The organism is Guptibacillus hwajinpoensis (assembly GCF_020171785.1).
In the GTDB taxonomy this organism is placed as follows: domain Bacteria; phylum Bacillota; class Bacilli; order Bacillales; family Guptibacillaceae; genus Guptibacillus; species Guptibacillus sedimenti.
The window spans coordinates 371231-385944 of the sequence record NZ_JAIVAE010000002.1 but is presented as its reverse complement, the minus strand read 5'-3'; the positions used below and the strand labels follow the sequence as shown (position 1 = coordinate 385944).

Annotated in this window: 10 protein-coding genes; all 10 read right to left on the bottom strand. The window is 41.4% G+C overall.

All coding sequences use genetic code 11. From position 1 onward, the window contains the following. Positions 1–99 precede the first annotated feature (99 nt). The 10 genes from ftsZ to LCL91_RS02420 all read right to left on the bottom strand — a co-directional run bounded on the left by ftsZ (position 100) and on the right by LCL91_RS02420 (position 14694). A complete protein-coding gene (ftsZ, locus tag LCL91_RS02465; protein ID WP_224879656.1) occupies positions 100–1242 on the bottom strand; it encodes a cell division protein FtsZ in 1143 nt (380 codons plus the stop codon). A 30-nt stretch (positions 1243–1272) separates the two neighbouring features. Further along, entirely contained in the window at positions 1273–2553 is a 1281-nt protein-coding gene (gene ftsA, locus LCL91_RS02460) for a cell division protein FtsA (RefSeq protein WP_098443304.1), read from the bottom strand. A gap of 475 nt (positions 2554–3028) precedes the next feature. Next, positions 3029–3814, bottom strand: coding sequence for a cell division protein FtsQ/DivIB (locus tag LCL91_RS02455; RefSeq protein WP_224879654.1), 786 nt, complete (start codon positions 3812–3814; stop codon positions 3029–3031). Between the two features lie 285 nt (positions 3815–4099). Beyond that, a complete protein-coding gene (spoVE, locus tag LCL91_RS02450; RefSeq protein ID WP_159782302.1) occupies positions 4100–5200 on the bottom strand; it encodes a stage V sporulation protein E in 1101 nt (366 codons plus the stop codon). Between the two features lie 67 nt (positions 5201–5267). Next, positions 5268–6608, bottom strand: coding sequence for a UDP-N-acetylmuramoyl-L-alanine--D-glutamate ligase (gene murD, locus LCL91_RS02445; RefSeq protein ID WP_224879651.1), 1341 nt, complete (start codon positions 6606–6608; stop codon positions 5268–5270). Further along, positions 6608–7582 (bottom strand): phospho-N-acetylmuramoyl-pentapeptide-transferase, encoded by a 975-nt coding sequence (mraY, locus tag LCL91_RS02440; protein WP_224879650.1) that lies wholly within the window; start codon positions 7580–7582, stop codon positions 6608–6610. The genes murD and mraY overlap by 1 nt, the downstream gene beginning before the upstream one ends. A 12-nt stretch (positions 7583–7594) precedes the next feature. Continuing rightward, positions 7595–8950: a UDP-N-acetylmuramoyl-tripeptide--D-alanyl-D-alanine ligase gene (locus LCL91_RS02435; protein WP_224879648.1), complete on the bottom strand. Its 1356-nt coding sequence runs from the start codon at positions 8948–8950 to the stop codon at positions 7595–7597. Further along, positions 8947–10410 carry a UDP-N-acetylmuramoyl-L-alanyl-D-glutamate--2,6-diaminopimelate ligase gene (locus LCL91_RS02430; protein WP_224879645.1) on the bottom strand — a complete coding sequence of 488 codons (1464 nt, stop codon included), beginning with the start codon at positions 10408–10410 and terminating at the stop codon, positions 8947–8949. The genes LCL91_RS02435 and LCL91_RS02430 overlap by 4 nt, the downstream gene beginning before the upstream one ends. A 97-nt stretch (positions 10411–10507) precedes the next feature. Further along, positions 10508–12427 (bottom strand): stage V sporulation protein D, encoded by a 1920-nt coding sequence (locus tag LCL91_RS02425; protein ID WP_224879643.1) that lies wholly within the window; start codon positions 12425–12427, stop codon positions 10508–10510. Positions 12428–12489: 62 nt separating this feature from the next. After that, positions 12490–14694, bottom strand: a complete 2205-nt coding sequence (locus tag LCL91_RS02420) for a penicillin-binding protein (RefSeq protein ID WP_224879640.1) — start codon at positions 14692–14694, stop codon at positions 12490–12492. Positions 14695–14714: the final 20 nt, after the last annotated feature.

The window sequence follows — 14714 nt, the reverse complement described above, 5'->3', positions numbered from 1 at the left end:
TTAGAAAGCGCAATCATTTTAAGACTCCGTAACTAATTATGGGTGATGCCAAATTTCTCCAATAAAAAAACCAGCTCAAAAAAGAGCTGGTTTTTCATATTAGCGTCGATTGCGTTTACGATTACGTAAGAACGTAGGGATGTCCAATGTGTCATTGGATTCGTCAGCGCGCGCGCCAAATTTGGATGGTTCCGGCTGTGCTTCTTCTTCTTCGTGCTTAGGTTGCTGAATTGGAGTGCTTTGCTTCGACTGAGCAGAAGGACGTGGAACCGTCTTTTTCTTATTCTCATTCTCGTCAAATCCTGTCGCAATCACAGTAACGAGAATTTCATCTTTTAGATCTTCATTAATAACCGAACCGAAAATCATGTTCACATTTTCATCAGATGCGGAAGAAACGATATCAGCCGCTTCGTTTACTTCATAAAGACTCAGGTTAGAACCACCTGTAATGTTCATTAGAACACCTTTTGCTCCATCAATTGATGTTTCAAGAAGTGGACTTGATATAGCTTTCTTAGCCGCTTCAGATGCGCGATTTTCACCAGTTGCAATACCGATACCCATTAGAGCAGAACCTCGTTCAGTCATAATGGTTTTTACATCCGCAAAGTCAAGGTTAATCAGTCCTGGTACTGCAATAAGATCAGAAATACCTTGAACACCCTGACGAAGAACGTTGTCCGCTTCACGGAACGCTTCAAGCATTGGCGTATTCTTGTCTACAATTTCAAGTAGACGATCGTTAGGAATCACAATCAACGTATCGACTTTTTCTTTTAGCATGGCTATACCAGTAACAGCTTGTGTTGACCGCTTTTTACCTTCAAATGTAAATGGACGTGTCACAACACCTACTGTTAATGCGCCAAGCTCTTTTGCGATTTCAGCAATAACAGGTGCTGCTCCAGTACCTGTTCCGCCACCCATTCCTGCCGTGACGAATACCATATCCGCACCACTAAGTGCTTCCTGGATCTGTTCTTTGCTTTCCTCTGCAGCTTTCTTGCCAATCTCAGGATTAGCTCCAGCTCCAAGACCTCTTGTTAATTTACCACCAATTTGCATCTTCACCTCTGCCTTCGCAAGGTTTAATGCCTGTGCATCCGTGTTAACAGCAATAAATTCAACACCTTGTACACCATTTTCAATCATACGATTGACAGCGTTGCTTCCGCCTCCGCCGACACCGATTACTTTTATCTGTGCTAATTGTTCCATATTCATATCAAACTCTAACATCTCAGGTCCTCCTAATCTTGTAATAGCCCTTTATTCAACAAATAGATTAAAGAAATTCTTTACTTTCTCTTTCATACCTGGTGAAGAAGATTTCTCACCTGGTTGAGGTTCGGCTTTTGTTCTACGCTTGGGCTTCACTTCTTCTTCAGGGTTAAGTGATGCTGCCACTTCTTTCCCCTGAATCTTCACGTTTTTATACGTGAATTGGATAAGACCAATGCCAGTTGTATATTGCGGTTCGCGTACGCCGATATAGTCAGGGACAGCAACACGTACGTTATGCTGCAGAATTTCACGAGCAAGTTCAAGTACGCCATCCATTCCGACCATACCACCGGTTAGAACAAATCCGCCCGGCAATTCACGAATTCCCATTCGCTTAATTTCGTCTTCTATCAATTCTAACATCTCTTCGATCCGAGGTTCTATAATATGAGCTAATTCGTACTGATTAAATTCTTGTTCAGCCGAACTGCCAATAGTCGATACAGTGAAAGCTTCCTCTTCTGAAGCAAGATCAACGAAAGCATTGCCATGCTTGATCTTAATTCGCTCAGCTTCTTCAGTCGTTGTTCTAAGACCAATCGAAATATCTTTAGTTACATGATCGCCACCAATTTGTAAAACGGACGTGGCTTTCAGGTTCCCTTCTTCAAAGATGGAAATCGTCGTCGAACCGGCACCCATGTTAACGAGAGCTACGCCAAGATTACGCTCATCCTTTGATAAAGCCATTGATCCACATGCAAGCGGTTGTAGACAAATATCAGCAATTTCAAGACCCGCTTTTTCTACGCATCTTAATAAATTATGTAATACTGTTTTAGAACCTGTAATGATTGTCCCTTCCATTTCAAGGCGCACACCAATCATGCCACGTGGATCCGTAATGCCATCCAGTCCATCAACTACGAATTGACCTGGAATTACATCAATAATTTCTCGCTCAGGAGGGATAGAAACAACCTGTGCTGCGTCAATTACTCTAGCAATATCTTCATCATGAATTTCACGATCCTCACTTGATACCGCTACTACCCCATGACAGGGCTGTAGCTGGACGTGATTGCCGTTGATCCCCACAATCACAGAACGAACCGATAAACCTACCATTCTTTCTGCGTTTTCTACTGCCTGTTTAATTGAACGAACAGTTTCATCTATATCCACAATCGATCCTTTTCGAATCCCATCGGAAGGCGCACTGCCAACTCCTAGTATATTTAAAGAATCGTTCGTCATCTGGCCAATGATTACTTTCACATTGGATGTACCGATGTCTAGACTCACATAAATCTCATTGCTGTTCATTCTCCTGGCACCTCCTTCAAAATGCTACCATATTCAGGTATTAATAGTTTCTCTATAATAGGGTTGAAAAAATGTCCAACACCTTTATATACACAACATTGATTCAAACTAAACTTCCTCAAGCCTTGCTTCATGAAGTCCCAGGAAGAATATGATATAAGGACTCTATTCCACAAATCCGGTTATTTCCCTTCTTTTATACGAGAATTACTCTCATTTTTTTGGGTAACAAACCCCTACTCTCCTCGCCTACTTTCCATTTACAAGAAGAGTTAGTCTAAAGCAGTGCATACGTATTAGTCTACACCATGTGAAAGCAGTAGAAAAGTCACTGTTTCAGGTAATTAAAAGAAATTTGTTGTTTTCTTTCATTCTGCTATGTTATAAAGCAGTTTTCTTATGCGATACCCTGCTTATAACCGTTCGTTAATGAAAATCATTCCCTGTCCATTCGAATGAGTATTATCGCACATTTTTATGAAGACTCTTTCTTCTCTTCATCATTTGTAGGAACTTCTTCGTATGGCTCTAGCCAACTACCCTCATTCAAATAAAGAACTCCTTTAGCTTTATCCTTAAGCTTCTCTACAATTAGTGGGTAACTATTCATTTTCTCTGAAAAATCAGCAATACTAGTTTTAACTTCATAACCATCTGTCATATAAAGCGTTAAATTAAACGCTTTATCACCATCTGGCGTGTAGTGTATTTCAGAAATACGATTAATGATACTTAAATTCACCTTCCGAAGCTCTCCTGCCATGTCAGATAGCTCTGTGCTTTCATTCCACTGCATTAAAATCGGAGCGCTTACTGGCGTATCTCCTTTAGGAAGCGCATCAAGAATCGCCCCAGATTGTAAGATCGGGAAATACTGACTACCCTTTTTTAAATAGGCTACACGCGCATTTTCAACAACTTTTACTTTGGCAGTCGCAGGAAATTGTCTTGACACAGTTACATTGGCAATTTCTTTCGACTCCTCAACCTTCATTTCTACTTTCTCAGTGTTTAAGTTCCAAAAGCTCACGCTATTATCTAGTTCGCTCAACTGAATAATTTCTTGATCAGAAACGTAATTGTTTCCAGAAACTTCTACGTTCCGAATATGACTTAAGGAAGATTGGAAGTAAATAATCAGCAAAATAAGAAAGAAAAAGATTGATAGATATACAACCAACCTTCGATTCGCACGTTGCTTCCGCTGTGCTTTCAGAGTGGGGATCCGGTCTTCAATTGTTACAACTTTGCGATCTTCCATTGTCTTGCCTCCGTCTCCGGTGATTGAACTTCTGTCTACCCTTAAGATGTATAAACGCTTATCATGGCAACCGAACGGCATGATCCAGCAGATAGTTCTTATTTCAATCATTATAGCATAAGTTTAACACTTATTATCCTCTTGAAGGAAATTCATCCCAGAGAAATATCAACGCATTCCCTCATCTAATATTTCTTTGTTATAAATGGTTCAGTCAATGGAAAAAACAGTTACAAAAACATTGAAAAAAGCGCTCAAAATGAGCGCTTTTACGACTTATACTACTTAGAACTTTGCATATCGACTAATATTTAATAAGACGCCCATCGCAACAAGCATTAAGGTTAAGGAAGAACCTCCATAGCTAAGAAAAGGTAAGGTGATCCCTGTAACAGGCATTAAACCGGTCACAACTCCGATATTGATCATGACTTGGATCGCTAGCATGCCAATAATTCCAACCGCAAGGAGGCTTCCGAACAAATCAGGTGCTCGTAAGGCAATCCGTATTCCTCGCCAGAGAAGAAGAGCAAATAAAAGGATCACAAAGCTTCCGCCAATAAACCCAAGTTCTTCTGATAATATTGCAAAGATAAAGTCCGTTTGTGGCTCAGGTAAATAATAGAACTTCTGTCTACTCTGCCCTAGACCAAGCCCCATCAACCCTCCAGGTCCTATTGCATATAAGGACTGAATAATTTGGAACCCACTACCTAATGGGTCACTCCACGGATCGAGGTAAGATGTAATTCTCGCAATTCGGTATGGCGCAGATAAAATGAGTACTGCAAACCCTACCAACCCAAGCATACCAAGCCACACGAAATGTGCAATTCTAGCGCCCGAAATAAAAATCATCACAACGCACGTTCCAACCATCACGGCTCCTGTCCCTAGATCTGGTTGAAGCATAATCATGCCAAATGCAACAAAGACAAGTCCGAGTGACGGAACTAGACCTTTTTTAAACGACGTAATACGTTTCTGATTTTCAGATAAGTATTTCGCAAGAAAAGCAATCATGGCAAGCTTTGTGAATTCAGAAGGCTGAATTGAAAACGCACCAACACCAAGCCAGCTTCTCGCTCCTCCACGAACAAGTCCTACTCCTGGAATAAGTACTAAAACAAGCAGGATAAAGCAGATGAGCACCCCTACTTTTGACCATGTCCGCCACGTCCAATATTCAACGTTCATAACGAAGAACATGGCAGCCACACCTACGCCTGCAAAAAGAAGCTGCCTCTTTGCAAAGAAAAACGCATCGTCAAATTTATAAGAGGCCCATACGGCGCTTGCACTGTAAACCATGATTAATCCAATTGCTAACAGGACAAGTGTTGCAGTTAAAAAGACCAGGTCTGGCGTTGATTTTGTTTTCGGCAATGGACCCACACTCCGTTATGTCGATTTTACCTAACCGAACTTCGCGGATAAGCAAGACAACCCTTCATTAGAGTCTATGCATTGCCTCAATAAAGATGTCTCCTCGCTCTTCAAACGTTTTGAATTGATCCCAGCTTGCGCAAGCTGGTGAAAGAAGAATAACATCTCCCGTTCCGGATAGATGATACGCTGTTGAAACAGCTTCTTCTACATTATCGACAACTGTGACGGAATTCAGTCCTGCTTGGTTAGCCGTTTGTTTCAATTTCAAGGAGGTTTCCCCAAACGTAATCAAATGCTTTACTTTTGTTTTAAAATAGGTATTTAAATCATCAAAGTCATTTCCACGGTCCAGGCCACCTGCGAGAAGGATTACTGGCTTTTCAAACGAATCTAACGCTTTTTTTGTAGCGATTGAGTTCGTTGCTTTTGAATCATTGAAGAATTTACGTCCACTTACTTCGCCAACAAATTGAAGGCGATGTTTCACACCGTGAAAATTCGTAAGTTCTTGATGAATTTTTTCGTTCGACACACCGGATAACTTCGCTACAGCTATAGCGGCAAGTGTATTCTCAATGTTCTGCTTCATGGATAGCTCATCTATTTTGATCACTTTTTCTTTTCTAAAGACAATCCAACTATCTTCAATAAAAACACCATCATCAAGTATTTTAGTAGCTGAAAATGGAACAAGAGAAGCTTTTGAAGCTTCTGCAAACGAGGAAACTAGCGAATCATCTGCATTATAAACAGCAAAATCCTCGTTCGTTTGATTTCGGAACATACGTGCTTTCGCTGCTGCGTAAGCTTCTTTTGTACCATGATAATCAAGATGCGCTTCATAAAGATTAAGAAGAACCGAAATATGCGGATGGAAATTTACCGTACCTTGTAATTGAAAGCTTGATAGCTCCGTTACAAGTGTTTGATCAGGTGTTGCTTCGGCTGCTACTTCACAAACAACCGTTCCGATATTTCCAGCGACAATAGGATTAGCAGGCGTTTGATTTAATAGTTGACCAATTAAAGTCGTCGTTGTTGTTTTTCCGTTTGAACCAGTAATCGCAATAAATGGCGCTTCAGAAATCTCTCCGGCAATTTCCACTTCAGTTACGATTGGGATATCTCTTTTTACTGCTTCTACAAGGAGCGGGTTTTGATATGGAATCCCAGGATTTTTTACAATTAAGTCAATTCCGTCAAGCAGCTCGAGCGGGTGTCCCCCACCTATCACTTCAAAACCTAATTCCTGAAGTTCAATAGCTTTTGGATTGTTCTCAACTTGCTCTCGATCATTGACTGTAACGGTTGCGCCAAGAGAACGAAGCAATTTTGCTGCTGCAAATCCACTTTTCGCTATGCCTAATACGAGTACACATTTATTTTCATAATTTACTTTTTTCATTACATCCACACCTCAAGATAGATTCCAAATGCTGCACAAAGTAGACCTACAGTCCAGAATGTAGCGACTACGCGCCATTCCGTCCAACCAGAAAGTTCGTAGTGGTGATGAAGCGGACTCATCTTAAACACACGCTTCCCAGTTGTTTTAAATGATGCCACCTGAATAATAACTGACAATGTCTCAATAACAAAGACACCACCAATAATCACGAGGAGAAGCTCAAGCTTGGTCATAATGGCTACAGCGGCAAGCGCGCCGCCAAGAGCAAGTGACCCGGTATCACCCATAAATACTTTTGCTGGGTGTGCATTGAAAACAAGAAATCCAAGAACAGCACCAACGACACTTACTGAGAAAATAGCTACGTCGTACATATAAACCGAAGCTGCTAAGATGGCAAAAGCTCCGAAAGCTATGGCTGCTGTTCCTGCGACAAGACCGTCTAATCCGTCCGTTAAGTTAACCGCATTCGATGCGCCAACAAGCATTACAAATAGTAACACTACATACCCTACGCCAATATCAAAACTGATTTCAGTACCAGGAACGCGAATCGCCGTATCAAAGCCAATCGTTCTTAAACCAAAGTATACGAGAATAGCGATAACCATTTGACCTAGTAACTTCTGCTTTGAGGTTAAACCAAGGTTACGTTTCTTCACTACTTTAATAAAATCATCTAAGAAACCAATAAGACCATATCCAACGGTCACAAATAAGAGAAGCCAAATCTGGGTTGAAATTTCGTCATATTTTAGGGCAATAATTATCGTTCCTAATATAATCGAGAGAATAATAATTAAACCACCCATGGTCGGCGTTCCAGATTTCTTTTGGTGTGATTTCGGTCCCTCTTCTCGAATACTCTGTCCAAATTTAAGTCTTCTTAAATAAGGGATAAATACCGGTGATACAAGCACCGCTATTATAAATGATGTTAGCAAACTAAAGATTAATAATTGTTCAATCACTGTACTGCCTCCTTATGATTCTTTCCCTAATGCCTGTAGTATGGTTTCGAGTCCAAGCCCTCTTGATGCTTTTAATAAAACAGCTGTTTGATCATCAAGTCGACCCGATAAATATGATGCGGCATCTTCTTTGTTGTCAAAGGAAACAGCAGATACTTGCGTTTCATTTTCCGTCATCCCATCATAAATCCATTTTGCTTTCTCACCAACGGTAATCACTTCTGTAATAGACGGTTTTACCGCGGTTGCAATGTCCCGGTGAAGAAATTCTTCCTGATCACCAAGTTCATACATATCACCAAGAATAGCAATTTTTTTATTAAAGCCTTCTAACTCAGCGAGCGTTTCTAGCGCTGCTTTCATTGAGGTTGGACTTGCGTTATATGCATCGTTAATAATTAACGCACCAGTAGATGACCGGAATTTTTCAAGCCTCATCCCAGTTAACGTTAAGGAAGACAACGATTTGCGAATTTGATCGTCCGTCATCCCTAGTTTTCTTGCTGAAGCGATGCTATACACAGCATTTTTTATATTATGTTTACCTAACAAAGGTATTTCGAACGGCTCTTTTTCATTTTTCAATGTAAATACATAGCCATTTTCTCTCTTTTGAATACGATCAATTTGAAGGTCGTTTTTGTCTTCATAGCCACAAGAAATCACATTTTTGTGATCTGGTGTCAGGAGTGGCTCATCGCCATCAATAACGAGAACACCTTCAGACTTAAGTCCTTCTGCAATTTCCATCTTTGCTTTAGCAATATTTTCGCGGCTACCGAGTTGAAGTAAATGTGACTCCCCGATATTTGTAATAACCGCTACATCAGGCTGTGCGATTTGAGTAAGAAGGGAGATTTCTCCGAGACCGCTCATTCCCATCTCCAAAATCAACACGTCTGTGTCTTCAGGCATCGCAAGCACGGTCATTGGCAGTCCCCAATGATTATTTAAATTACCTTGCGTTTTAAATGTTTTATATTTCGGACTTAGAACAGCCTCAAGCATATCTTTAACGGTCGTTTTCCCGTTACTCCCTGTAACACCAATCACATAAGGTTTTTGCTGTTTTAGAACCTGTTTCGCTAATTCCTGGAATCCAACTGTCGTATCCTCCACTTCGTAAACATGGATTTTCCCGACAAGGTCTATAGGAAACGGTTTGTTTTTATCCCAAAGTGTTCCGGTAGCACCATTAACGATGGCAGCATCGATAAAACGATGGCCATCGAAAACTTCGCCAACGATAGGTACGAATAGTTTATTTGTGCAGTCCTTACGCGTATCGGTTGCCACACCTTCAAAGACCAGTTCGTGATCAACTGGTCCTTGACTAATTTTGTTTAGTAATTCCGATGAAAATTTCATCCTTTTCGCTCCTTTATTGCTTGACGTGCGATTTCTCGGTCATCAAAATCAAGAACTTGATCACCAACGATTTGATAGGTTTCATGTCCTTTTCCTGCGATAAGGACGACATCTCCATTAACAGCATTTTGAATCGCATGTCGAATCGCTTCTGACCGATCCGTTATCCTCACATAGTGACCTTTCACACCTTCGACCATATCATCTAAAATGCGTTCTGGGTCTTCACTTCGTGGATTGTCTGATGTTAGTACAGCAGTATCCGCTATTTCAGTTGCAATCTTAGCCATGAGTGGTCGTTTTGTTCGATCACGATCTCCCCCGCAACCAACCACTGCAAAAACGTTTCCTTCGGTCATTTCTTTTACTGTCAATAAGACATTTTCAAGACTATCTGGAGTATGAGCATAATCAACGATCACTGGGAACCCTTGCCCCTCATCTACAAGTTCAAAACGTCCAGGCACGCCTGCGATTTTCTCTAGGCTGTTCAAAATATGATCAAGATCTAAACCATTTGCAAGACAAGCTGCAATTGCTGCAAGTGCGTTGTATACGCTGAATTTGCCTGTTAGCATCAATTTAACGTCACGGTTTTCTTCTGGGGTACTTAAGCGAAACCTTGTCCCATTCGCAGAAAAAGAGATGTGATCTGCCTTAATATCTGCAGGACGATCGATGCCATATCTTAAAATATGAGCAGATGTCATTTGTTCATACTGCTGTGCAGCGTCATCATCTCCATTAAGGACGGCTACCTTTTTTCTCCCTGTATCATATGTATTACCTAACTGTGAAAAAAGAAGACCTTTTGCTTGACGGTATTCTTCCATCGTACCATGGTAATCCAGATGATCCTGCGTCAAGTTTGTAAACACAGCAATATCATAATCACAACCTCTCACGCGTCCTAGCGTTAAGGCATGAGAAGAGACCTCCATAACGGCCGTGTCCACATGACGATCGCGCATTTTAGCAAATTGCTTTTGAAGCAAGAGTGGTTCTGGCGTTGTGTTTTTCGTTTCAAATTCTTCATCGGCTATTTTCATATTAATTGTTCCGATTAACCCTGTTGTTTGCTTTTTATCTCTATGTATCTGTTCTATTAAATGAGAAACGGTTGTCTTCCCATTCGTTCCTGTGATGCCAATTAATGAAAATGATTTCGTCGGATGTTGATAGAAACGATTTGCAAGTTCAGCTAAGGCGCGATGCGCATCACGAACGAGAATAACGGGTACTGAAACATGAATCTCTTTTTCTGATATAAGAGCAACAGCTCCCTGTTGAACAGCCTGCTCTGCAAAATCATGCCCATCTACTGTATAACCCGGAATGCAAACGAAGAGACTGCCATCTGTTACGGCACGACTATCACTTTCAATCGTTTTTATTTCTGGATCGCCTTTTCCTACCTGTTTATATGTAAGTAATGCATGAAGAAGATCATTTAATTTCATTTCTTTCAAACCTTTCTAGTTTGCTGACATATTTTCAGAAAACAAGCCAAGAGCATACGCCTTGGCTTGTTCACTACTTATTGTACTCACCGGTCGCTTATTTGTCACCCATATAAAGCCGAATTTCTGAACCAACCGGTAATTTCACACCAGGTTCTGGGGCCTGGGCGACAACAATATCGCCTTCCCCACTCGAATCAATTTTCAAATTATACATCGCTTCACGAATTTCTTTTGAAGACATACCCACTAAATCCGGCATTTCAATCATCTCTTCATCCTGCCATGTCGTTTCTTTCTCAATCTGGTCTTCCCTTTTTTCAACACCCATAACCGTCAAACTATCCTGGAGTATATTACCTACAATTGGTGCCGCTACAATCCCTCCAAATTGAAGGGTATCTTTAGGATTATCGATCGCAACGTATACGACAATTTGTGGGTCGTCAGCCGGAGCAAAACCGATAAAGGAAACGATATGATTATTTTTAAGATACGCTCCGTCTTTAGCCTTTTGAGCTGTTCCTGTCTTTCCTCCGACGCGATAACCGTCCACATAGGCGTTCTTTCCAGTCCCTAGCGCAACAACCGTTTCAAGCGCATGCCTTACTTCCTTGGAAGTTTCCTCAGAAATCACCTGTCGCTTCGCTTGTGGCGTGTTTTTGCTTACAACCGCCCCTGTTTCTGGGTCTAGCCATTCTTTGGCGATATATGGTTCATAAAGCGTGCCACCATTCACTGCCGCAGAAACAGCCGTCACTTGCTGGATAGGCGTGACGGAAACGCCCTGCCCGAATGCAGTCGTGGCTAGTTCAAGTGGCCCGACATTTTCAACATCAAAAAGAATCCCGCTCGCTTCTCCTTGTAAATCAATTCCCGTTTTGTCACCAAAGCCAAATTTATCAATATAGGAAAAAAGCTTTTCTTTGCCAAGACGCTCACCTAAAAGAACAAAACCAGGGTTACAGGAATTTTGTACACCTTCTAAAAACGTCTGACTTCCATGACCTCCAGCTTTCCAGCACCTTAATTTTGTTCCTGCCACTTCAATGCTACCTGGATCATGGAAATGATCTTCCTCAAGATCCACCTCTCCCTCTTCAAGTGCTGCAGCAAGCGTAATGATTTTAAAGGTTGATCCCGGTTCATACGTACTCCAAACTGGCTTATTCTGGTTCCAAACATCAGGAGATACTTCCTGGAATTCTTCTGGATTAAAATCTGGCCTTGAAGACATTCCAAGAATCTCACCTGTATTTGGATCCATTGCGATGGCCGCTGCGCCATCTGGATGATAAGTTGCTTCAGCGATATCTAACTCTCTTTCCATAATCGTCTGTATTTGGGAATCAATCGTTAACCGAAGATCAAGTCCATCAACAGGTTCTGTATAATCATCTGCGAGCGATGGCATTCGCTTTCCTTTCGCATCAGCGTAATATTCCACCTGCCCTTTTTCCCCACTTAATTCAGCGTCATAATAGAGCTCGATCCCAGTTAACCCTTGATTATCAATGCCACTAAACCCAAGCACATGAGCTAAAAAATCGCCATTTGGATAGTGGCGTTTGTTATCTTCTGCAATATAAACGCCAGATAGGTTCAATTTGCGGATCTCATTTGCTTTCTCGTTCGTCATTTTCTTACCTTCAGGTCGAATCCAGACCATTGATTCATTCTGAGTGATTGTTTCATAAACTTTTTCCTTGCTAGTATTGAGGGACGCCGCTAGAGCTTCGGCAGTGGCAGCTGGATTTTGGAGCTGTCTAGGAACAATCAAAACAGACGGAGCACTCACGTTTGTGGCAAGAGCTACACCGTTACGATCCAGGATTTCTCCTCTGCTAGGTTCAAACGGGATATTTCGGCTCCACGAATCCTTCGCTTTCTCACTAAGCCAACTCCCCATTACAAGCTGTACATAACCGAGTCTTACAACAACTACAGCAAATACAAATAGCCCCACAATAAGTGCGATCACAAGTCTTCTTCGAACAGTGACATTCGAAACGCGCATAAACTCATCCTCCCTGATTATGCTCGTTTCACTATATGTGTTCGGTTCGAAGGATAGACCTGCTAGTCCGTAATTGGTTCTGGTTCTTCTTCTGGCTCTTCTTCCTCTTCCGTTTCAGAAGAAGGCGTCTTTAATTCGGCTACAAGGTAGTCATCTTTTTTGATCGTACTTCCCGTTTCAATCCCTTGCTTCACTACATAACCTGACCCCATCACATTTGGTTTTAACTCAACCAACTCGACGAGCTTCATTACGTCTGCAAGAGACCAACCTGTTATATCAGGCATTGTGGCGTTACCTTCCGTTTGCAAAATAATTCGTTCACCATTGAGAATTTTCGTACTCGGCCTAGGTGATTGGCCAACAACCTCTCCCTCGCCAAGTGATGTGACAGATAAGTCCTTGTCTTCAAGCTGCTTTTTAGCTTCTTTTACACTCATGCCCGTTACATCTTTTAATAGTTGACCGGATTCTGTCTCTTCAGCTTCCTCAGAAGTATTATCTTCCTTCTCAATCGGATCGATATTCAAATATTGAAGGCTATTCTTCATAACCGTGTTAAAGATGAGAGAAACAGGGTCACTTCCTAGTTCCGGATACTCCAGTTCAGGTCGATCAACGGCTACATAAACAATTAATTCGGGATCATCTGCAGGGGCCATTCCAATAAATGAGAAGATGTTGTTTCCGTATCCACTCATATATCCTTTTGACCCTTCAGAAATTTGTGCTGTACCTGTTTTCCCAGCAATCTCGTAACCTTCAATGTTATATGGTGTTCCCGTACCATCTGTCACAACCGTGCGAAGTAGATCGCGCGTTTGTGTTGCTGTTTCTTTCGAAATTGGCTCTCCCGCTACTTTTGGCTCGTGATTAAGTTTCACTTCATTTGATTCAGGATCAACAATTTTCTCAATTACATAAGGTTGCATCATCTTTCCACCGTTTGCAATTGCCGTAATCGCTTGAACTTGTTGAATTGGTGTAATGGTAGACCCTTGACCGAAGCCAGTCGTTATCCGTTCAAGCTCTCCACTATAAGTAATTCTTGAAGAAGCTTCACCAGGAAGATCAATCCCCGTTTTAGCATCTAATCCAAATTTCGTTAAATAGTCTTCGTATTTGTCATAACCTAGTTTTTCTTTTACTAAAATGGATGCTGCTACGTTAGAGGATTGACGAATCCCCTCATCAAAGCTAATCATGCCCCAACCTTCTCCAGCGTTGTGATCACTTACCCGACCACCTGGTACAGAATATTGTCCTGATTGAAAAAGTTCATCTCCGTTGTACACGCCCTCTTCAATAGCTGCTGCAGCCGTAAAGACTTTCATTGTAGAGCCTGGTTCAAAAGCAGTTAATGCCATATTTGTATAATTCGAAACATCTCTTAAATTGGGATCAAACGTTGGACGATTTCCCATTGCTAATATCTTACCCGTATCCGGATCAGCAACGATGGCCGTCATTCGCTCAGGATTATATTTCTCCTGCGCTTCATTTAATGCGTTTTCCATTAATACCTGTATTTTTTGATCAATCGTTAAATAAACGTCATTCCCACTTTTTGAAGGGGTGATGTTTTCATTTCCATAAGGAAGTTTAAACCCTTCCCGATCACTTTGATACGTTTCTTTCCCTTCTTGCGGAACGAGATACTTATTTAATTCCTTTTCTAAACCTAACAAGCCTTCCTGGACACCTTTTTCATTTTCGTTTGTAAACCCAAGAAGGTGAGAAGCAAACTCTTCATTAGGGTAGAGGCGCGTTTTCGTTGGAATAAAGCCAACTCCAGGTAAGTCGAGTTTTTCAATTTCTTCTTTTTGAGTAAGGCTTAAATTTTTTCCAGATGCTCCGAACTCCACCTGAAATAGTTCTTCTCTAGATAGAATTTCAGTAACATCGGATTGCTCCATCTCTAGAATCGGCGCAAGAGCAGCCGCAGTTTTCGAAACATCTTTTACATGATCTTCATAATTTTCATCTAAAATAGCTCGCAGTGTAAATGAAGGAATGTCAGTGGCAAGCGCATTTTCTCCTGTGCGATCATAAATCGTACCGCGATCCGCTTCAAGAATCTTGCTTCGCGTCCACTTATCTTTACCTAGCTCCATTAAGTCCACTTTTTCACCATCGGGACCTGAAACCGCCTGCGTCCATTCAATATAGAAAAACCTTCCAACAAAAGCAAAAAAGAGCAGGACAAATAGTAACATTAAAATCGCTGCTCCAACATTAATATGTGAGTTCTTGTTTGTTTCTTTCATGACAGTGCAAACCTCCGAAA

Bases quoted from the DNA above. Each gene is read 5' to 3' on its own strand.
- ftsZ (WP_224879656.1), bottom strand. From the start codon at position 1,242: ATGTTAGAGTTTGATATGAATATGGAACAATTAGCACAGATAAAAGTA.
- ftsA (WP_098443304.1), bottom strand. From the start codon at position 2,553: ATGAACAGCAATGAGATTTATGTGAGTCTAGACATCGGTACATCCAAT.
- LCL91_RS02455 (WP_224879654.1), bottom strand. From the start codon at position 3,814: ATGGAAGATCGCAAAGTTGTAACAATTGAAGACCGGATCCCCACTCTG.
- murD (WP_224879651.1), bottom strand. From the start codon at position 6,608: ATGAAAAAAGTAAATTATGAAAATAAATGTGTACTCGTATTAGGCATA.
- LCL91_RS02435 (WP_224879648.1), bottom strand. From the start codon at position 8,950: ATGAAATTTTCATCGGAATTACTAAACAAAATTAGTCAAGGACCAGTT.
- LCL91_RS02430 (WP_224879645.1), bottom strand. From the start codon at position 10,410: ATGAAATTAAATGATCTTCTTCATGCATTACTTACATATAAACAGGTA.
- LCL91_RS02425 (WP_224879643.1), bottom strand. From the start codon at position 12,427: ATGCGCGTTTCGAATGTCACTGTTCGAAGAAGACTTGTGATCGCACTT.
- LCL91_RS02420 (WP_224879640.1), bottom strand. From the start codon at position 14,694: ATGAAAGAAACAAACAAGAACTCACATATTAATGTTGGAGCAGCGATT.